Source organism: Nonomuraea sp. NPDC050786 (assembly GCF_040654115.1).
Taxonomy (GTDB): domain Bacteria; phylum Actinomycetota; class Actinomycetes; order Streptosporangiales; family Streptosporangiaceae; genus Nonomuraea.
Genome location: NZ_JBFAHJ010000020.1, coordinates 156,303 through 175,124 on the forward strand (window position 1 = coordinate 156,303; position 18,822 = coordinate 175,124).

Here is an 18,822-nt window from a genome sequence, read left to right on the forward strand (position 1 = left end):
AGGCACCTAGCGTTGTCGCCGCGTGATCGATCAGAGCCCGACCTTCACCTGCCGCACGCGAGAAACGCGTGACGGCGGGTGTCGGGGAGGGAGTCTTTTGCGCGGCCCGACCGCAGAGCCATTAGCGGAACGAGCGCCAGCGCGCCCCGCACACCAGCAAGGAGTTCGCATCCATGAAACTCGCCTCCCAGGACACCGTCACCAGCCTGGACGCCGACTTCGGCGCGATGGCGATCAAGCGCGGACGATACGCGTGGGGCCTGCCGGAGCTGACGATGCGCGAGAAGGCGTTCGTGTTCGTGGCGGCGGACCTGTGCTGCCACAACCTCCAGTTCCCGCTGCAGACGCACGTCACGATGGCCCTGTCGAACGGCGTGCGCCTGGACGACATTCGCGAGGCGATACGCCACCTGGCCCCCTTCGTCGGCTACCCGACGGCGGCCGAGACGCTGATGCGCCTGATCGAGATCGAGAAGGCGGTAGGCCAGAACCTCGACGAGCCAGCGGCCGACCACGGGCCGGGCCGGACGGTGGAGCTGCCCGAGCAGGCACTCCAGAACGGGAAGGCGCTGGATGAGGGATTCGCCGCGTTTTTGCGCGAGCAGTTCGAGGAGCGGTGGGGCCGCGCCAACCTGACCGTGGCCGAGCGCGCGCTGTGCACGATCGCGACCGACGTCCTGAACGGGACGCTCGACCAGTCGTTCCACTTGCACGTCGCCCTGGCGCTGGAGAACGGCGCAGGTGAGGAGAAGATCCGCGCCGTCCTGCGGCTGGTCTCGGAGTTCGGGCTGGCCAAGGCCTGGCGCGCGTTCGCCGCGCTGAGCGACGTCCTGGCCCCCAGAAGCTGAGCCGTTCACCGCCGGATCAGGGCCTCCCTCACGGGTCACTCCAGTCCCAGCCTGGCCAGCTCGCCCCGCGAGGCCACGCCCAGTTTCGGATACGCCTTGTACAGGTGGTATCCGATGGTCCGCGGGCTGAGGAAGAGCTGGGCGGCGATCTCCCGGTTGCTCAGGCCGGCAGCCGCCAGCCGGACGATCTGCAGCTCCTGAGACGTGAGCCGGTCCACCAGCTCGGGCGTCGGGATTTCGCCGGCTTGACGCTCACCGGTGGCACGCAGCTCGCCGCGGGCCCGCTCGGCCCAGGGCCGGGAGCCGAGCCGTTCGAAGATCTCTGTGGCGGAGCGGAGCCGCAGGCGGGCGTCCGCGCGACGGCGCATGCGACGTAACCACTCGCCGTAGAGCAGTTCGGTACGTGCCCGCTCGAACAGCCGGCCGCCACGCAGGTGCAGCGCCACGGCCTGCTCGTAATGGCGTTCGGCCTCCTCGTCGGAGGCCAGCAGCGCCTGGCAGCGCAGCGCCACCGCCTCGGCCCACGGCTGGGCGGTCTGCGCGGCCCACACGCGCACCCGCTCGGCCGCCGCCCGCGCGAAGTCCTCCCTGCCGACGCGTACCGCGGCCTCCACCAGGTCCGGCATGCGATGCATGACCATCACGGCACGCGCGGCGGGGCCGAACGCGCCGAACTCCTCCGCCCTGCGCAGCGCCGCCTCCGGCCGTCCCAGACTGAGATCAAGCAGGTTCAGCGCGACGCAGCGCAGACCGCCGGTGGCGGCGTCCTGCGCGCCGGCGATCTCGCCGGCCAGGGCCAGGCACCGTTCCTCGTCGCCGTCGAGCGCGGCCAGATAGATCATGACGCCGATCAACAGCTCCGCGTAGTGCCGCTGGCCGGTGTCACGGGCGATCCGCAGCCCCTCCTTGGCGCTGGCCAGCGCCTCCCGGTGCAGCCCCAGGAACATCTGCGACCGCGCCAACAGGGCCAGGGCCAGCGCCAGCAGCCCGATCGCGCCTTTGGCCCGGCACTCGCGCGCGATGGCCGCCGCCCGCTCATAAGCGGCCACGTCGTCGCCGATGACCAGGTCCCAGATGGCGAACTGAGCGCGTTCCTGCAGCTCCAGCGGCCGGGTGCTGTCACGCAGCCCCTCGATCAGATCACGTAGCCACGACAGGCCCGTCGGCGGCTGCTCCGCCGCCAGGTGGCCCATGCCGGCCAGCGCCCTGGCCAGCGGTTCGCCGGTGGAGCGCAGCCGGGACACGCGTTCCGCCGTCCGCGCCATGGCCGCGTAGTCGCTGGCGATCCACGCCGGTGTCAACGCCTCGAAGTACAGGACGATGGCGACGTCGTCCGCCTGCCCTGACGCGCTGTCGGCCGCGCGGGCCAACCAGGTGTGGGCGCTCTTGACGTGTCCGTCCGCCATCGCGATCATGGCACGGGTACGGGCCAGGTACGACTGCGCCATGGGGTCGGCGACGTCCGGTGCGGCCTCGTCGGCGAGCCTGGCGGCCTGCGCGTGCTGCCCGGCGTCCACAGCCGCCGCGGCGGCGGCGGCCAGGCGGCGACCGCGTTCCTTGGGCTCCGGGCTGAGCCTGGCCGCGCGCTCGTACGCGACGGCGACCGCCGCGTACCCTCCCCTGGCCCTGGCATGCTCGGCGCTGAGCTCCAGCGCGGCCGCCGTGTGCTCGTCGAGCCCGGTCGCGGCGGCGGCCAGGTGCCAGGCCCACCGGTCCACGTCTGCGGAGCGTCCCTCAAGGACGCCGGCCAGCGCACGGTGCGCCGCGAGCCGTCGGGACGTGGAGGCGTGCTGGTACGCCGCGGCGCGGATGAGCGGATGGCGGAAGACGAACCGCCCGTCGCGCACGCGGATGAGCCCGGCGGCCTCGGCGGGATCGGCGTCGGCCACGTCCGCTCCGAGCTCCCGCGCGGCGCCGAGCACGACGTCGAGGGCGCCGGTGTCGTCGGCGGCGGCGACCAGCAGCAGCGTACGCGCCTGCACGGGCAGCCGGGCGATGCGATCGCCGAACATCCGTGAGACCCGACTGGGCGCAGAGGCCGGCTCGGCCCCGATGGCGTGCACCGGCAGCTCCCCCGCGGCCTGCGCCGGGGTCAGCATCGTGGGCAGCTCCAGCAGCGCCAACGGGTTGCCCCTGGCCTCCTTCAGCAGGCGGTCACGCGCCGACGGGGCCAGCTCGCCGGCCTGCTGAAGGAGCAGCTCCGCCGAGGCCGTGTCCAGCCCCGTCAGACGCAGCTCCGGCACGCCGGCGGCAGGAAAGGCGCGCTGGTCGTCGCGGGCGGCGAAGACGATCGCGACGCCCTCGGCGTCAAGGCGCCGGGCCACGAACAGCAGCGCCTCGGCCGAGGCGTGGTCGAGCCACTGCACGTCGTCCACCAGGCACAGCACGGGGCGCCGCTCGGCCAGATCCGCCAGCAGCGTGAGCACCGCGAGCCCCACGAGGAAGCGGTCCCCGCCGGGCGACCGGTCCATGCCCAGTGCCCCGCGCAGCGCCTCCGCCTGCGCCTTGGGCAGCCGCCCGATGCCATCCAGTGCTCCGCGCAGCAGCAGATGCAGTCCGGCGAACGGCAGCTCCATCTCCAGCTCGAACCCCGCGCCGCGCAGCACCCGCACGTCGCCGTCCGCCCATGCCTCGGCGTGATCGAGCAGCGCCGACTTGCCGATGCCCGCCTCACCGCGCAGCACCAGAGCCCCGCTCCTGCCCCCGCGCACGCCCTCGATCAACCGCTCGACGGCCGCCTGCTCGCCGGCCCGCCCGATGAGCATGACCAATCCCCTCTGCCTCGGCCGCACAGGTACGGACTCGTCAGAACATGCTATGGACCACCGGTACGACCGCGAATCCGTCGAATGACTGGCATGGCCGCACGCTCCGGTTCGGAACGGCCCTTATCGCAGTCACAGCGGGACGCCGGGGATGTCCAGTTCGCGCAGGATGGCGTCGGCCGCTTGCCGGTGGGCCGCGGCGGCCGGGTCGGCGGGGTCGAGGATGGCCGCGATGCCCTGGTGGGCGAGGGCCTCCTCGCGGCGGTACGTCATGGTCCGGGCCAGGTCGAGGGCCCGGCGGAACAGGGTGAGCGCTTCGGCCTGCCGGCCGGCGGCGCGGCAGGTCTCGGCGTAGGCGTTGAGCAGGTCCATGGCCCACCGTTCCTCGGCCAGGTCGTCGATGATGTCCATGGCCCGCCGGTGGCAGTCAAGTGCTTCGTCGAGGCGGCGCGCGTGGCGCAGGACCACTCCCAGCATGGTGTGGCACCACGCCTGATTGTGCAGATGGTTGTCCTGCTCGGCTGCCGCGAGCGCCCCGCGCAGCAGGTCCTCCGCGGCGCCGGCGTCCTGCCGCGCGAGTGCCAGGCCGGCCGTCACCAGGGCGGTGACCTGGGGCGGCCACGGCTGCTCGCCCGGTGACAGCGCCGCCTGCGCCAGTTCGGCGGCCTGCTGGTACCGGCCGAGCAGGAGTGCGCTCCATCCTTGGAAGGCCAGCGCGTAGGCGGTGCCGATGCGGTGGCCGGCGTGGGTGAAGCGGTTCTCGGCCTGCCGGTAGAGCGTCAGAGCTTCGTGGACGAAGCCGCGGTCCTGCTGCAGGTAGCCGCGCCGCATCGCCAGGTTGGCCGCCAGTTCGGGGTCGTCGATGGCCGGCAGCAGGGTCGCGGCCTGCTCGTACTCGGCCGCGGCCTCGGCGAGGCGTCCGGCGGTGTAACGGGCGAACCCCAGGTCGCTGTGTAACTTGGTGAGCAGCGTGACGTCGTGCAGGCGCCGGGCCGCGGCCACGGCCGCTTCCAGCATCCGGTTCTCCTGGGCGGTGTCGGCACGGCGGAAGAAGTACGGCCGCATGAGGCCCGGCAGCAGGCTGACCTGCTCGTCGGCCTGGATGGAGACCGCGTGGTCGAAGGCGGCCACCAGGTTGGGATATTCGCGGTCGAACCAGTCGATCGCGCTCTGCTGGTCGCCGAACGACGGTGCCGGCTGCGGCGATGGCGGCACCGCGGCGTGGGCGGTGTGATGGGCGTTGGGCAGCGCGTCACGCGCGGCGGCGGCCCAGCCCACGTAGTGGTCGAGCACCCGCCGCAGCGCCGCATCGATGTCGCGCTCCTCCGCCAGGGCGATGCGCCGTGCCTGCTCGCGGACCAGGTCGTGCAGGCGGTAGCGGCCCGGTGCGGGCTCCTGCAGCAGGTGGGCGTCGAGCAGTTCCTCCGTGATGGCCCGGGTCTCGCCGAGCGGGAGGTTCGCGGCCACCGCGGCCACGTGGTCGTCGAAGTCCGCCCCCGGCAGCATGCCCACCAGCCGGAAGAGGCGCCGCTGGGCCGCGTTCAGCTGCCGCAGCGACATGCCGAAGGCGGTGTCGAACGCCGAGATCCCCTCCCGCAGCCGCTCCGCCAGGACGCCCACCGTCCACCCCGGGCGGTGGCGCAGCCGGGCGGCGGCGACCTGGATGGCCAGCGGCAGTCCGCCGCAGCGGCGCACCACCTCCGCCAGTGCCGCGGGATCCCGCTCGCCGCGGTCGTCGCCGCAGGCGCGGTGGAACAGCCGGGCCCCGTCATCCGCGCTCAGCGTGTCCAGGGACACCGGCGGGACCGCCTCCAGCCCGATCAGCCGGTTGCGGCTGGTGATCAGGACGACGCTGGAACCGGCGCCCGGCAGCAGCGGCCGTGCGTGCTCGGCGTCGGCCACGTTGTCCAGCACGATGACGGCCCGCCGGTGGGACAGCTCGGCCCGCCACCGGGCGGACAGCTCGTCGATGCTCATCTCCTCCGGAATCGGTCCGGCGTCGAGCGCGCCGAGCAGGACGCGCAGCGCCGCGGCCGCATCCAGCGGTTCCCGGCCGGGGGTGAATCCGTGCAGGTCGAGGAAGAGCTGCCCGTCCGGGTACTCCTCGGTCAGCAGATGCGCCGCGTGCACCGCGAGGCAGGTCTTGCCCACGCCGGCCATCCCGTCGATCGCCGCCGCCCGCGCCCCTCGTACCAGCGCCAGCACCGCGTCGAGCTCGCGCTCCCGCCCGGTGAAGTGGCCGATGTCGATCGGCAGGTCGTTGCGGGGCCTGGGCTCGGCCTTGGGGTTGGCCTCGGCGCCGGCCTTGTCCTTGGGGTTGGCCTCGGCACCGGCCTTGGCGCCGGCCTTGGGCACGTCGGGCGCCGGGGGCGGCAGGCGCGAGGCCGCCTCCCACAGCGGGCGCAGGGGACGCGGGTCGCGTCGCACCAGGCGGCACAGCGCCACGATGGCCCGCCATGGCGGCAGGGCCTGGCCGGAGAAGTAGCGCGACAGCGACGAGCTGCTGATGCCGGTCTCCCGTTCCAGGGCGCGCAGGCTGCGCCCGCTCAGGTCCCGGATCATCGTCAGCCGCTGCGCGAGCTCCGTGCGCGGCGAACCCTCCACCGTCCCGGCCATCCCCTTCTGTCCCGGCCCTGTCCGTCCCGGCCCTGTCCGTCCCGGCTGGGCGGCATTGTCGCGGGCTACGTTATCGCCGGCCGTGGTCGCCGCACACTTGGGCCGGTCGCCACCGCGCCGCGCCCGAACGCGACCCGCCACGTCCTGCCCGCATCCCACCGCGCCACCGGCGGGGTTCCGGTCAGGTGCTGTGCGCCCCGGTCATGAGCGCGGCCAGGTCTTCGGGGTGCAGGAAGGACGGGGGCGGCGGCGGACCCCAGTTGAACAGGCCGCGGGCGCCTTCGAGGGTCTCCGGGGTCCAGAGCTGGTCGTCGACGATGCAGTCCATGTCGGAGTAGTACTCGCTGAAGTTGCCCGCGGGGTCTTTGAGGTACCAGAAGAAGTTGGAGCCGGCGTAGTGCCGGCCCAGCCCCCACACGTGCCGTTCGGGGTGGTCCTCCAGCATGCGCGTCGCGCCCCGGCCGATGTCGTCGATGTCGTCGACCTGCCAGGAGGTGTGGTGCAGGAAGGTGATGGGAGCCTTGAGGACCAGGACGTTGTGGTGGTCGGTCGAGCAGCGCAGGAACGCCCCGGCGTCCTTGATGTAGTCGCTGGCCTTGAAGCCGAGCCCGTCGCGGAAGAAGGCCGTGGTGACGGTGAGGTCGGTGGTCGCCAGCACGGCGTGGCCGAGCTTGCGGGGCCGTACGCGGTCGGTGCGCAGGATCCCGGGCGCGCGGGTGCCGATGCGGTCATGACGACCAGGGCCGTTGTACGGGCCGGCCACCTGAGGGTCCTGGGCGAGGCGCTCTTCGATCCGGACGACGGCGCGGACCCCGGTGGCCAGGTCGTGAGCCAGCAGCTCCGCGGGGCCGAGCTGAGCGGGGAATCCCAGGGCGCGCAGCCGGGAGGCGGCGGCCGCCAGGTCGTCGTGGTCGTCGGCGCCGATGCGCACCTCGACCAGGCGCCGGGTCGGAGCCGTGACGACGCGGAGCTGGTCGCCGCCGTCGGTGGTGGCCAGCCATCCGTCCGCGCCGGGCCGCAGGCCGAATTCGGTGTAGTAGGCGATGGTCTCGGCGGGGTTGGGCACCCCGATGGTGATCGAGCTGAGCCGGTGCAGCGCCATCACGCGCCTCCTTCGACAAGGTCTGGCGAAGACCGCCGATGCCCTGAACGTAAGGTACGAGCTCGCCGCCGGGAAGAGCCAGGAGCCGCCGGTGAGCGCGGTGGCGGAGCAGGCGCGCGCCCCCGGGGGCCGAAGCGATTGCGAACGCATAGGGATCGTATTAACGGCGCGCCCCAAACTCGGAGAAGCGAGGGACACCACATGTCCGCCTCTACGAATGACAGGAGATACTCCCATGTCGACCACGCAAGTCATCGTGACCAGCCTCACCGCCGCCTGGGTCGGCTTCTCCGGCTTCTCGCTGCTGCGCAGGGCAGATTTCGTGGCCAAGCCGCTGATCGAGTACGGGGTGCCGCAGTCATGGTGGCCGTGGCTGGGCGCGGCCAAGGCGGCCGGAGCGATCGGCCTGCTGGCCGGTCTGGCGGTCCCCGCGATCGGCGTCGCCGCCGCGATCGGCCTGATCCTGTACTTCGCCGGCGCGGTCCTCACGGTGCTGCGCGCCCGCTCGTACAAGACCGTCGTCTTCCCGCTGCTGTACCTGGCGCCCGTGGTCGTCGCCCTGGCACTGGGCACGTCGGCATGAGATCACACCTCGAAGAGTGGAACGGGGCATGGGGGGCGGCGATGATGCGTCCCTCCGGCTCTCCCTGGTTCGCCACCTGGGCAGAGCAGGGCTTCGCCGACCAGTCCGTGCGACAGGTGATCCGCCTGAACGCGGGTGGCTCGCACCTGCGCGTCCGGCTCTCCAACGCCTACGGCACCACCCCGCTGCGGCTGAGCGGCGCCAGTGTCGGCCGCACCGGCCAGGGCGCCGCCGTACGGCCGGACACGCTGCACCGCCTGCGGTTCGCCGGCGAGCCCACGGCGACCGTCGCCGCTGGAGGCAGGATCGTCAGCGACCCCGTGCCCTTGCCGGTCGGAGCGCGCGAACAGCTCACCGTGACCCTGTACTTCGCCGACCCCACCGGCCCGGCCACGTACCACCAGATCTCCATGACCACCGCCTACCGGGCCGGAGGCGACCACCACTTGGACGCCGGCGCGGCCGCGTACACCGACGCGATCCAACCAGCCTGGGGCTCCTGGTACTACCTGGAAGGCGTCGACGTCACCGGAGGACCGCCCACCGGCACGGCGATCGTCGCCATCGGCGAGTCGACCACCGACGGGTTCGGCTCCACCTCCGACGGCGACGACCGCTACCCCGACATCCTCGCCCAGCGCCTGCTGGCCGCGGGCCGGCCCAGGCCGGTGCTGAACGCCGGCATCAGCGGCAACAAGCTGCTGGCCGGCTCCGCCTGCACCGGCGACAGCGCCCTGTCCCGCTTCGCCCGCGACGTGCTGGACCGGCCCGGCGTCGGCACGGTCATCATCTCCCTCGGCATGAACGACATCATGCGCCCGGGCGACCAGATGTGCGGGGTGGACCGGGACGACCCGCCCGTCACCCTGCGGCGCCTCGCCGACGCCCACCGCAGCCTGATCCGCGCCGCTCATGCCCAGGGCGTCAAGGCCGTCGGCGCCACCCTCCTGCCGTTCAAGGGCGCACCCGGTTGGACGCAGGAGGCCGACGACCTGCGCCGCGCCCTGAACGACTGGATCCGCGGCTCAGGGGAGTACGACGCCGTCGCCGACTTCGACCGGTCGATCGACCCCCACGGAGCCGGCGCCATCCCCGACGGATACCAGAACCGCTATCCCGACGGCCGGCCTGACCACGCCCACCCCAACGCCCTGGGCTACCGGACCATGGCCGACTTCATCGACCTCGACTCCCTCTAGCACGGTCGGGTGGGCCGGTCCAGCCCTCTCAACCGGACGTGGCTGCCCCGGTCCGCCGCTCATGGGCGGCGGCGAGGATGAGGTACGCGCTGGCCGTCCAGGTGTAGGCGCGGTCGCGGAGCCCTTCCCCGGTGCGTGCGTCGAAGTTCTCGGCGAATCCCGATTTTTCGCACAATGCGCGGAAGCGGGCGCTGATCTCGTCGGCCAGCTCCGGGTACCCGGCGCGGCGCAGCCCGTCCTCGATCAGGACGGTCGAGGGCGCCCAGATGGGGCCGCGCCAGTAGCCGTCGTCCAGGTAGTGCGGCGAGCCGGGCAGCTCGGTGGCGGGGCCGAACGCGGTCAGGTGCCGCTCGATCCGCGCGGCCAGCGCCGCGCGGATCGGTTGCGGCAGCTCCTCCCCCAGCACGATCGGCATGAGGTCGAGCAGGCTGGAGCTGGACCACGTACGCCCCGAGAGCACGCCGCGGGCGACGAACCGCTCGCCGTCCCACAGCTCGGCCAGGAGGGCGTCGCGTGTCCGGTCGGCCTGCTCGCTCCACCGGGCGGAGGTGTCCGGGTCGGGGGCCAGGCGGGCCAGCTCGCGCATCTGCAGCACGAGGAAGGCGGCCAGGTCGGCGGTCTCGACCACCCGTTCGGGGTCGAAGGTGGTGGCGTTGTCCCAGCCGCTGTCGTTGCCGTGCTGGTAGTGCGGCAGCTCGCGGCCGGGGGCGCGGCGGGCGTCGAGCCAGAAGGCGGTCCAGCGTTCCAGCAGCTGGTACGTGCCGGGCTCCGGAGGGAGGTGGCGCAGGGCCCAGCCGTGGATGGGCGGCTTGACGAAGTTGTAGAGGATCTCGGAGTGGGTGACGGAGTCGGGCAGCGCGCCGGCGGCGTCCTGGTGGTCGAAGGGCAGCCGGAACTGGTCGCGCGCCAGGTCGGGCAGGCCCTCGGCGAGCGCGATGGCGTTGAAGCAGTGGTCCCAGCTCCACACCTTGTCCATCCAGTGCTTGGACATGAGCACGGCCGGCCGGGTGACGAACCCGGCGGGACGCACGGTGGCCGACCACAGCACGTACGCGGCCAGCTCGGCGGCGGGCGTGCGGTCGCTGCGCCAGGGCGCGACCGCCGCGGCGAACGCGTCGAACTCGGCCCGCGCGGCCTTGGCCACCTGCTCGAAGGTGTCCGTGCTCGTGTAGGGGGCGCGGGCGGTCTCGTACTCCTCGATGGCGATCTCCCATGCGCCGCCGAGGACGAGACCGCGTTCGGCGGTGCCGAGCGCCTGCGTGCCGAGGTGCTCGGCCTGCCCGCCGAGGAGGGTGACCCGGTAGCGGCGGCCGGTCTGGTAGACGGTGAAGACGTAGGAGCCGTCCGAGGGGTCCTGGTAGAAGTACGGGCCGCTGAACGGCGTCAGCACGGGGTCGGCGGCCAGCAGGCGGAGCCCGAGGCCGCTGCCCCTGACGCGTACGGTGTCGGGGCTCTCGTAGGCCAGCTCGATCCGGCCGTCCTCGCCGGCCCAGGTGAGCTGGTGCGGAGTCGCGGTGACGGCGGTCTCTGCGGTGGGGATCAGGCGCAGGATCGGGTGCATGCCGGTCTGGTGGGAGACCAGATGGACGTCCTGGGCGTACGTCTTCTCCGCCACCACGGGCGAGAAGCCGAACCAGGATCCGCGGTGGCTGAACGGGATTTCCCGCAGGGAGAACACCGGGCCCGCAGCGGCGACGGTCATGAAGCGAAGGTCCCTTCTCAGTCTTTGACGGCGCCCGCGGTGACACCCGCGGCGACGTAGCGCTGGGCGATGACGAGCAGGATGGCGGCCGGGACGGAGGCGATCACGGCGGTGGCCATGATGGCGTTCCACTCCTGGTTGTTGTTGCCGATGTAGTGGTAGATGCCGAGAGTGATCGGCTGGTGGTCGCCGCCCTGGTCGAGCGTGGAGGCGAAGATGAAGTCCGACCACGCCCACAGGAACGCGAAGAGCGACACCGTGATGAGCGAGTTGCGGCTGACCGGCAGCACGATCGAGACGAACGTACGCACGACTCCCGCGCCGTCGGTGCGGGCGGCCTGCAGCAGCTCCTCGGGGATGCCGGACATGAACGTGGTCAGGATGAGCACCGCGAACGGCACGGCGAGGGTGGAGTCGGCCACGATCAGCCCGGGAACGGTGTTGAGCACGCCGGTCGACAGGAAGATGGCGTAGAACCCCATCGCCATGATGATCCCCGGGATCATCTGCGCGATGAGCAGCACGAAGCTCAGCGCCCCGCCCCCGCGCGGGCGCAGCTTGGCCAGCGAGTACGCCGCCGGCGCCGCGAGCAGCAGGGTCAGCGCCACCGTGCCGACCCCGACGACCAGGCTCACCCCCAGGTACGGCAGCTGCTGATCCAGCACCGCCCGGTAGCCGTCCAGGGTCCCGTCGACCGGGAACCAGTTCGGCGGGCTCTTGCGCATGTCCTGGTCACGGGTGAAGGACACGTTGATCATCCAGTAGACCGGGAACAGCATCACGGCGGTGAGCAGCAGCCCGACCGCGGTCTTGACGCGCCTCATAGGGGGGCCTGCCTTCGCTGCGCGCGGATGTAGACCAGCCCGAAGACGAGCGCCGTCACGATGAGCAGGTTGCCCACGGCGGCGCCGGGCCCGAAGGAGGGCACCAGATTGCCGAACCCGAGCCGGTAGGACCAGGTCGCGAACGTGGTCGAGGCGCCGCTCGGCCCGCCCTTGGTCATGATCCAGATGATGTCGAACACCTTCAGCGTGTAGACCAGGCCGAGCAGCAGCGTGATCGCCGACACCGGCCGCAGCAGCGGGAAGGTCACCTTCCAGAACCGCTGCCAGCCGCCCGCGCCGTCCAGCGCCGCGGCCTCGTAGATGGCCGGCGGGATCGCCTGCAGCCCGGAGTAGAGCACCACGAGGTTGAACGGGATGCCGATCCAGATGTTGGCGATGATGACGGACCACAGCGACCAGTCCGGCGAGGTGAGCCAGTTGACCGGCCCGATCCCGAACCAGCCCAGCACGGCGTTGACCACGCCGGAGTCGCTGTTCAGCATCCACGACCACGTCGAGCCGGACACGATCAGCGGCAGCAGCCACGGCACCAGGAACAGCCCCCTGAGCGTGGCCGACAGCCGGAAGTTCTTCAGGAAGAACAGCGCCAGCGCCAGCCCGATGACGAACTGGAAGGCCAGCGACACCAGCGTGAACACCACCGTGTGCCACAGCGCGGGCCCGAACGTCGCGTCCGCGAACACCTTGGCGTAGTTGGCGAACCCGGCGAACGGGGCGTCACCCTGCACGAACGAGCGCACCGTGTAGTTGCGCAGGCTCAGCTCGACGTTGCGATAGAGCGGATAGGCGTAGAAGACCAGCAGATAGAGCACGACCGGGGCGAGAAACGCCCAGGCCGCCCACTGGCCTGACCGCGAGCGTGCCGCCCGGCGACGCCGTGCCGTCGTCCGGGCGGTACGCACGGGTTCCTGGATGACTCGGCTCATGCTGCTACTGGATCGCGCTCGCCGCCGCGGACTGGGCCGCCGCCATCGCCTCCTGCGGCGGCTTGGACCCGCTCAGCGCCGCCTGCACCGCGCCCCACATCGGCTCGGAGATCTTCGGGTACTTGGTGCCCAGGTCGTCGCTGGTGCGGCCCTTGGCCGCCTTGACCGCGTCCACCCACACCTTCAGGTCAGGTGTGGCCGCCACCTGCTTGGCCTGCACCGCCTCCGTGGGGGCGATGTAAGAGAGGGTGGTGGTCGTGGTCAGCGAGTTGTCGGTGCTGGTCAGGCAGGTCACGAGCTTCTGGGAGGTGGCGTAGCGGCCGGTGTCGGACTGCACGGGGACGCTGACGAACTCACCGCCCGTCGGGGCGGGCGCGGTGCCGCCGGACTTGCCGGGGATCGGGATGATGCCGTACGCGAAGCCGGCCTTCTTGGCGTTGGCGAGCTGCCAGGTGCCGTTCTCGGCGAAGGCGTAGTCGCCGCCGGCGAACTCCTGCCAGCTCGTCGTCTGGGTGTTGTTGATGACGGAGTTGGGGGCGTACCCCTTCTTCAGCCAGTCGGCCCACAGCGCCACGGCGGAGACGCCCTCGGGCGAGTCGAGCTTGGTGAGGTTCGCGCCGGAGCCCCAGAACCAGGGCAGGAACTGGAAGCTGCCCTCCTCGGTGCCGATCGCCGAGAAGGTGATGCCCTTCTTGCCCGCCGCCTTCACCTTCTCCAGCGCCGCGGTCAGCGAGGCCCAGTCCTTGACCGAGGCGACGTCCACCCCGGCCTTCTTCAGGACCTCCTTGTTGTAGTAGAGGGCGAGGGTGTTGGCGCCGATCGGGACGCCGTACGTCTTGCCGCCGCTCTGGCCGGCCGCCAGCAGGTTCGGCGCGATCGCGGAGACGTCGAGCTTGTTCTCCTCGGTGGTGGTGAGCACCCCGGCCTCGGCCAGGGTGGAGACGACCGGGTTGTCCACGATCAGCACGTCCGGCGAGTTGCCCTGCTGGGCCGCCAGCAGCGCCTTGTTCGTCAGGTCGCTGGTGTCGTAGCCGGTGCGCTCGACCTTCACCCCGGCGTCGGTGCCGCACTTCTCCAGCAGCTTCACCCACTCGGAGCTCCTGTCGTACTGCGGGTAGGGGTCCCAGATCGTGTACGTCCCGCCCCCGGCGGCCTGGCTCGCGCTCGTCGAGCCGCCGCCGCTGCCGTTACCGCTTCCGGGCGATGACGAGCAGGCGACCAGCCCGCCCACGGCGGCCAGAACCGCCAGACTCGCGCCGGCCGTACGCCGGCTCCTTGCCGCTGATCTCATTGAGCTGACCTCCGCTGACAGGCGTTACGCGGCTGTTTCCGAACGATGTCGAATCGGTTCGTCGAATCGGTTCGCCCGAACATAGGCCCGCTCTGCCACCGGAGTCAATGACAGATGCGACAAGGGATGCCGAGATGTTGCAGAGGACGTGCGCCGGGCGGGGCATCCTTCTCACGGATCGGGCGGCGTCCACCTCGGAAACCGATTCGACCTACGATGGTCGGCGACCGGCGGATCGGAGGAGCACGGGTGAACATCGGAGAGATCGCCAAGCGGGCGGGCGTGTCGCGCAGCACCGTCTCGTACGCGCTCACCGGCAAGCGCCCGGTGTCGGAGTCGACCAAGAGCCGCATCCAGGCGGTCATCGACGAGCTCGGCTACCGGCCCAACGCGTCCGCCCGGGCGCTGAAGGAGGGCCGCACCCGCACGATCGGGCTGGTCATACCGCCGGCCGGCCGACGCCTGACCGACATGCAGCTCGGCTTCGTGGCCAGCGTGGTCGACGCCGCCGCCCGCGCCGACCTCGACGTCCTGCTGTCGCCCTCGGGCGGCGAGCACGACCGCTCCTTCGAGCGCGTCGTCACCGGCCGGCGCGTGGACGGCGTCGTCCTCATGGAGATCCGGCTGGAGGACGACCGGGTCGCCCGGCTGCTGCAGAGCGGCCTGCCGTTCGTCGGCATCGGCCGTACCGGCCACCCGGAGGACATGTCCTGGGTGGACATCGACTACGAGACGCTCATCGCCAAGTGCGTGCACCACCTCGCCGACCTCGGCCACCGGCACCTGGCACTGGTCAACCGCAACGCCGAGCTGGTCGCCGCCGGCTACGGCCCCGGCCACCGCGCGCAGGCGGGCTTCGACCGCGCCATCGCCGAGCGCGGCCTGCACGGCGTGCACGTCTGCTGCGCCGACGACGCCCAGGCCGGGCAGTCCTGCCTCGGCCAGCTCCTCGCCCGGCACCCGGAGCTGACCGCCCTCGCCACCATCAACGAGGCCGCCGTCGCCGGCATGTACCGCGCGCTGGCCGAGGCGGGCCTGTCCGTGCCCCGCGACTTCTCCATCGCCGGTGTCGCCGCCCAGCACTGGGCCGAGAACCTGCACCCGCCGCTCACCGCCGCCGACGTCCCCGCCGACGAACTGGGCGCCGCCGCCGTCGAGCTGCTCATCCAGCGCATCGCCGACCCGGACACGCCGCACCGCCACCTCCTGGTGGCGCCGCCCATCTCGCTGCGGAGCACGACGGGCCCCGCCCGGCCGCGCGCCTGACCCGACCCCTCGTACGCATGGCGAGATCGAATCGATTCGACCCAGTCAGAGGCTCTCGGCCCGCGCTGCCCTGCCCGCCATCACCCTCGAGGCTCAGGCCAAGGAGCCTTTGCTAGGTTGGCTGCGGCGGACGGATGCTGCCTGTCCACGTGGCCCCCGAGGTCCGGCAATGGCGAGCGGTGTCCTGATCGGCTGCGGGATCGGCGCGCTGGTCATCGTGGCACTGCTGCGCCTTGGCCATCTTGGCGGACGTGAGGGGCTTTCTGCCGTGACAGGGGACGTCGAAAGGGTGCTCCGGCACTACGCGATGAAGGACGAAGCCGGTCGGCTCTGGGCTACCGCCCGTGGCGAGCTCACCCGCCGCCGCACCTGGGACATCTTCGCCCGGTTCCTGCCAGAAACCGGACAGATCGCCGACATCGGCGGCGGGCCCGGCACGCACGCGTCACATCTGGCCGGGCTCGGCTATGACGTGGTGCTGGTTGATCCGGTGCCGAAGCACATCGAACAAGCCTCCGCCCGCGCCGCCGATGCCGGCTTCTCCTGCCATCTCGGAGATGCTCGCAGCCTTCCGCTACCCGACGCGTGCTTTGACGCGGTGCTGCTGATGGGCCCGCTCTATCACCTCGCCGACGCCGCCGACCGGCAGTCGGCGCTGCGCGAGGCCCTCCGGGTGCTGCGGCCCGGAGGCCGGTTACTGGCCGAGGTCATCAGCCGCTACGCGTGGATCATTGACGCGACCGCGCGGGGCCTTCTGAATGATCAATGGGACACGTTCGAGCTGAATCTGCGTACGGGGCAGAGCAGCACCTTGGACAGGCCCGACGAGGTGTTCTGGGCATATTTCCACCGGCCAGAGGAAGTGGGACCGGAAGTGGAACGGGCCGGCTTCGTCCACGAACGCCTCTTGGCCGTGGAGGGGTTCGCGGGGCCGCTGGGCAACCTCGAGGACCTGCTGCGAGAGCCCGAGCAGCTCATGCGGGTCATCCGGCTGACCGAGTCCGAGCCGGCCATGCTGGGGGTCAGCGCTCACCTGATGGCGGTGGCATCCAAACCGGTCAGCAACGTCGGAGCCGCCGCAGAGTGACGGGCGGGGCCGTTCACTGCAGGTGCGCGGCGAGCCGGCTCCACTGCTGCAAGGGTGGATGGTCGGGGGTCGAGGTGAGCACGTGGAGGCTGACGTGGTCCGCGCCGGCGTCGAGGTGGTCGCGGACCCGGCGGGCGATGTCGTCGGTGCCGCCCGTGGCCACCAGCGCCTCGACCAGCCGGTCGTCGAGGGACTCCGGGTGGTCGTAGCCCAGGGCACGCAGCGGCGCGAGCCGGTTGGGCAGAGCCGCCGCCGCGTGCGCGCGGGCCAGGTCGGCCGAGCGCGAGCGGGACGGGTCCAGGACGACGAGCTGGGTCACCGCCAGCGTTGCCTGCGGTCCGAGCAGTTCTCTGGCCTGGCGGGTGTGCTCGACCGGCATGCCGAGCGGATGGGCGCCCGAGGCTCGTTCGCCGGCGAGGGTGAGCATCTTCGGACCCAGCGCGGCCAGCAGCCGCGGCGGTGCCTGACGGAACGAGGGCGGCCCGAAGGGGGCGGCGTCCATCGCGTCCAGGTAGGCGCGCATGGTCGCCGGCGGCGGGCCGAAGCGGTGCCCGCGTACGTCGGTGACCAGGGCGGGGTGGCTCACCCCGAGCCCCAGCAGGAAACGCCCTGGGAACGCCTCGTCCAGGGTGCGCTGTGCGGCGGCGGTGCTGACCGCGTCCCGGGCGTAGATGGCGGCGGTGCCGGTGGCGATGACGGCTCGCCGGGTGGCCGACAGCAGCCAGGCGGCCTGCGCCATGGCTTCGCGGCCGGTCGTCTCGGGGAACCACAGGGCCGGATAGCCGAGGTCTTCGACGGCCGCGACCGCCTCGCGGACGACGGCGGCCGGGTAGCGGTCCAGCTCGCCCGCCCAGATGCCGACCTGCCCGAGGTCGATGTTGTGGCTGCTCATCGGACCTGCCCGAGGTCAATGTTCCGGCTGCTCATCGGGCCTGCCCGGCGGTGTCCTGGGCGGCCAGGAAGGCGGTGATCCGGGCCGCGCCGGTCCGGGCCAACCAGGTGCGCAGGTCCATCAGCCCGGGATGGAGCGCGCGGGTGAAGGAGACGTCGGCCCGCCAGCCCGGCCCGTTGAGCCAGCTGTAGGCGAAGGCGAACTCCTCGCCGGCCTCGGCGATCACCTCGATCGGGATCCGGACGTACGGCAGCTGCCGTCCGACGGCCTCGGAGATGGCGGCGGCGATCTGTACGGGGGTCAGCTCGTCCCCGGCCAGGTCCACCGCGCGGCCGATCCACTCCTGCGGCCGGGCGAAGGCCAGGGCGGCGAAGTGGCCGACGTCGTCGACGGCCATGATCTGCTGCGGCACGTCGGCGGCGAACGCGGTGGCCACGGCGCCGTCGTGCAGGTGGTAGGCGCCGGTGTAGTTCTCCATGAAGGAGACCGGGCGCAGGAACGTCGCGGGCAGCCCCAGCCGGGTGATGTGCTGTTCGATCCGCCACTTGCTGACCACGTTCTGCGGCAGCTTCTCGGTGTTGTGGCGCCCCGCGCCGGCGACCGAGGCGTAGACCAGGTGCCGTACCTTCGCGGCATGCGCGGCGTCGGCGACGTTGCACCCCCAGCGGACCTCGTCCTCGGCGGAGAAGCCCGCCGGGGTGCCCGGGGAGCCGACGGTCGGCTGGACGCTGAACATGCCGTAGGCGCCTTCGGCCGCGGCGATCAGCGAGGCGACGTCGTCCATCTCGGCCTGCACGAGCTGCGCTCCGGCCCGCGCCAGGGCCCGGGCGGGGGCGGCGCCCGGATCGCGGGTCACCGCTCGTACCGGCCGGCCGGCTGCGAGCAGTCGCTCGGTCACGGCACGGCCCTGCTGGCCGGTCGCTCCCACAACGACGATGGTCTTGTCTTCTGTGGTGTTCACGCTGGGTCTCCAGAGAGTCGGGCATGGAGCGGCCGTCCGATAAGTGGGGTGGCCCTCCGGTTACGGTTCAGTACGATATGGAGGGCCACCCCGTTTTCGCAAGTCCGTCGGAGACCGCATGCCGCACGACAGCCGTACGCCGATTCCGCCCGCCCGGCCCAGGCGCGCGGACGCCCGCCGCAACTACGACCGGATCCTCGCCGCCGCCACCGCGGCCATCGCCGAGCAGGGGGCCGACGCGTCCCTGGAGGAGATCGCCCGGCGCGCCGGCGTCGGCTCGGCCACCCTGCACCGGCATTTCCCCTCGCGGCAGAGGCTGCTGGAGGCGGTCTTCCGCGACAAGGTCGAAGCCCTGTGCGCCACCGCGCACGACCTGGCGACCGACCCTGAGCCAGGTCAAGCCCTGGTCACCTGGCTTCGCGCCGTCGCCAGGCACGCCTCGTCCAACCGGGGCCTGGCCGCCTCACTGATCCAGGGCGCCCAGGACGGCGACCCCGCGCTGGGCGACACGTGTCACGACCTGATCGTGAACGCCGGGCGTGAACTGCTGGACCGTGCCTGCCAGGCGGGCGCCGTACGCCCCGGCATCTCGATCAGCGAGCTGCTCAAGCTCGTCAACGCCATCTCCCTGGCCACCGAGCACGAACCCGACGCCGCCGACCAAGCCGACCGGCTGCTCGACCTCGCCGTCAGCGGCGTCCGCCCCGCGTAGGGGCCAGGGTCCGGATGATCGAGTTGT

The 18,822-nt window shown here is 72.0% G+C and carries 15 protein-coding genes; 6 read left to right on the forward strand and 9 right to left on the reverse strand.

Translation table 11 applies throughout. From position 1 onward, the window contains the following. Positions 1 to 173 precede the first annotated feature (173 nt). Positions 174 to 848 carry a carboxymuconolactone decarboxylase family protein gene (locus AB0H84_RS31765; RefSeq protein WP_357612232.1) on the forward strand — a complete coding sequence of 225 codons (675 nt, stop codon included), beginning with the start codon at positions 174 to 176 and terminating at the stop codon, positions 846 to 848. A 35-nt stretch (positions 849 to 883) separates the two neighbouring features. On the opposite strand, the gene AB0H84_RS31770 is transcribed toward AB0H84_RS31765, so the two are convergent. From AB0H84_RS31770 to AB0H84_RS31780, 3 genes are all read right to left on the reverse strand, one after another. Beyond that, positions 884 to 3,613 (reverse strand): AAA family ATPase, encoded by a 2,730-nt coding sequence (locus AB0H84_RS31770; protein WP_357612235.1) that lies wholly within the window; start codon positions 3,611 to 3,613, stop codon positions 884 to 886. A 132-nt stretch (positions 3,614 to 3,745) separates the two neighbouring features. Further along, positions 3,746 to 6,229 (reverse strand): tetratricopeptide repeat protein, encoded by a 2,484-nt coding sequence (locus AB0H84_RS31775; RefSeq protein WP_357612238.1) that lies wholly within the window; start codon positions 6,227 to 6,229, stop codon positions 3,746 to 3,748. Between the two features lie 181 nt (positions 6,230 to 6,410). Further along, positions 6,411 to 7,331: a VOC family protein gene (locus AB0H84_RS31780; protein WP_357612240.1), complete on the reverse strand. Its 921-nt coding sequence runs from the start codon at positions 7,329 to 7,331 to the stop codon at positions 6,411 to 6,413. A 235-nt stretch (positions 7,332 to 7,566) separates the two neighbouring features. Between AB0H84_RS31780 and AB0H84_RS31785 the strand changes: the two genes are divergently transcribed. Both AB0H84_RS31785 and AB0H84_RS31790 read left to right on the forward strand, forming a co-directional pair. Further along, positions 7,567 to 7,914, forward strand: a complete 348-nt coding sequence (locus AB0H84_RS31785; RefSeq protein WP_357612243.1) for a DoxX family protein — start codon at positions 7,567 to 7,569, stop codon at positions 7,912 to 7,914. A gap of 41 nt (positions 7,915 to 7,955) precedes the next feature. After that, positions 7,956 to 9,113 carry a GDSL-type esterase/lipase family protein gene (locus AB0H84_RS31790; RefSeq protein WP_357612246.1) on the forward strand — a complete coding sequence of 386 codons (1,158 nt, stop codon included), beginning with the start codon at positions 7,956 to 7,958 and terminating at the stop codon, positions 9,111 to 9,113. 28 nt (positions 9,114 to 9,141) lie between these two features. Here the strand turns inward: AB0H84_RS31790 and AB0H84_RS31795 are convergent, their stop codons facing one another. The 4 genes from AB0H84_RS31795 to AB0H84_RS31810 are packed head-to-tail and all read right to left on the reverse strand — an operon-like array spanning position 9,142 to position 13,877. Continuing rightward, positions 9,142 to 10,815 carry a hypothetical protein gene (locus AB0H84_RS31795; RefSeq protein WP_357612249.1) on the reverse strand — a complete coding sequence of 558 codons (1,674 nt, stop codon included), beginning with the start codon at positions 10,813 to 10,815 and terminating at the stop codon, positions 9,142 to 9,144. Between the two features lie 17 nt (positions 10,816 to 10,832). After that, positions 10,833 to 11,639 carry a carbohydrate ABC transporter permease gene (locus AB0H84_RS31800; protein WP_357612252.1) on the reverse strand — a complete coding sequence of 269 codons (807 nt, stop codon included), beginning with the start codon at positions 11,637 to 11,639 and terminating at the stop codon, positions 10,833 to 10,835. Beyond that, positions 11,636 to 12,586 carry a sugar ABC transporter permease gene (locus AB0H84_RS31805; protein ID WP_357612255.1) on the reverse strand — a complete coding sequence of 317 codons (951 nt, stop codon included), beginning with the start codon at positions 12,584 to 12,586 and terminating at the stop codon, positions 11,636 to 11,638. Before AB0H84_RS31805 ends, AB0H84_RS31800 begins: the two co-directional genes overlap by 4 nt. Before the next feature lie 4 nt (positions 12,587 to 12,590). Further along, on the reverse strand, positions 12,591 to 13,877 hold the full coding sequence (locus AB0H84_RS31810) for an extracellular solute-binding protein (RefSeq protein ID WP_357612258.1): 1,287 nt from the start codon (positions 13,875 to 13,877) through the stop codon (positions 12,591 to 12,593). 249 nt (positions 13,878 to 14,126) lie between these two features. Between AB0H84_RS31810 and AB0H84_RS31815 the strand changes: the two genes are divergently transcribed. Continuing rightward, a complete protein-coding gene (locus AB0H84_RS31815) occupies positions 14,127 to 15,143 on the forward strand; it encodes a LacI family DNA-binding transcriptional regulator (RefSeq protein ID WP_357612261.1) in 1,017 nt (338 codons plus the stop codon). Positions 15,144 to 15,312: 169 nt separating this feature from the next. Continuing rightward, positions 15,313 to 16,230 (forward strand): class I SAM-dependent methyltransferase, encoded by a 918-nt coding sequence (locus AB0H84_RS31820; protein ID WP_357612264.1) that lies wholly within the window; start codon positions 15,313 to 15,315, stop codon positions 16,228 to 16,230. 13 nt (positions 16,231 to 16,243) lie between these two features. Here the strand turns inward: AB0H84_RS31820 and AB0H84_RS31825 are convergent, their stop codons facing one another. Further along, positions 16,244 to 17,122 carry a TIGR03620 family F420-dependent LLM class oxidoreductase gene (locus AB0H84_RS31825; protein WP_357612267.1) on the reverse strand — a complete coding sequence of 293 codons (879 nt, stop codon included), beginning with the start codon at positions 17,120 to 17,122 and terminating at the stop codon, positions 16,244 to 16,246. A 31-nt stretch (positions 17,123 to 17,153) separates the two neighbouring features. Next, the gene (locus AB0H84_RS31830; protein ID WP_357612270.1) at positions 17,154 to 18,083 is read right to left on the reverse strand and encodes an NmrA family NAD(P)-binding protein; all 930 of its coding nucleotides are present in this window, start codon (positions 18,081 to 18,083) and stop codon (positions 17,154 to 17,156) included. Between the two features lie 118 nt (positions 18,084 to 18,201). Between AB0H84_RS31830 and AB0H84_RS31835 the strand changes: the two genes are divergently transcribed. Then, positions 18,202 to 18,795 (forward strand): TetR/AcrR family transcriptional regulator, encoded by a 594-nt coding sequence (locus AB0H84_RS31835; protein WP_357612273.1) that lies wholly within the window; start codon positions 18,202 to 18,204, stop codon positions 18,793 to 18,795. Positions 18,796 to 18,822: the final 27 nt, after the last annotated feature.

Bases quoted from the DNA above. Each gene is read 5' to 3' on its own strand.
- AB0H84_RS31835 (WP_357612273.1), top strand. From the start codon at position 18,202: ATGCCGCACGACAGCCGTACGCCGATTCCGCCCGCCCGGCCCAGGCGC.
- AB0H84_RS31805 (WP_357612255.1), bottom strand. From the start codon at position 12,586: ATGAGCCGAGTCATCCAGGAACCCGTGCGTACCGCCCGGACGACGGCA.
- AB0H84_RS31825 (WP_357612267.1), bottom strand. From the start codon at position 17,122: ATGAGCAGCCACAACATCGACCTCGGGCAGGTCGGCATCTGGGCGGGC.
- AB0H84_RS31790 (WP_357612246.1), top strand. From the start codon at position 7,956: ATGATGCGTCCCTCCGGCTCTCCCTGGTTCGCCACCTGGGCAGAGCAG.
- AB0H84_RS31785 (WP_357612243.1), top strand. From the start codon at position 7,567: ATGTCGACCACGCAAGTCATCGTGACCAGCCTCACCGCCGCCTGGGTC.
- AB0H84_RS31765 (WP_357612232.1), top strand. From the start codon at position 174: ATGAAACTCGCCTCCCAGGACACCGTCACCAGCCTGGACGCCGACTTC.
- AB0H84_RS31810 (WP_357612258.1), bottom strand. From the start codon at position 13,877: ATGAGATCAGCGGCAAGGAGCCGGCGTACGGCCGGCGCGAGTCTGGCG.
- AB0H84_RS31820 (WP_357612264.1), top strand. From the start codon at position 15,313: ATGGCGAGCGGTGTCCTGATCGGCTGCGGGATCGGCGCGCTGGTCATC.
- AB0H84_RS31780 (WP_357612240.1), bottom strand. From the start codon at position 7,331: ATGGCGCTGCACCGGCTCAGCTCGATCACCATCGGGGTGCCCAACCCC.
- AB0H84_RS31775 (WP_357612238.1), bottom strand. From the start codon at position 6,229: ATGGCCGGGACGGTGGAGGGTTCGCCGCGCACGGAGCTCGCGCAGCGG.
- AB0H84_RS31795 (WP_357612249.1), bottom strand. From the start codon at position 10,815: ATGACCGTCGCCGCTGCGGGCCCGGTGTTCTCCCTGCGGGAAATCCCG.
- AB0H84_RS31800 (WP_357612252.1), bottom strand. From the start codon at position 11,639: ATGAGGCGCGTCAAGACCGCGGTCGGGCTGCTGCTCACCGCCGTGATG.
- AB0H84_RS31770 (WP_357612235.1), bottom strand. From the start codon at position 3,613: ATGCTCATCGGGCGGGCCGGCGAGCAGGCGGCCGTCGAGCGGTTGATC.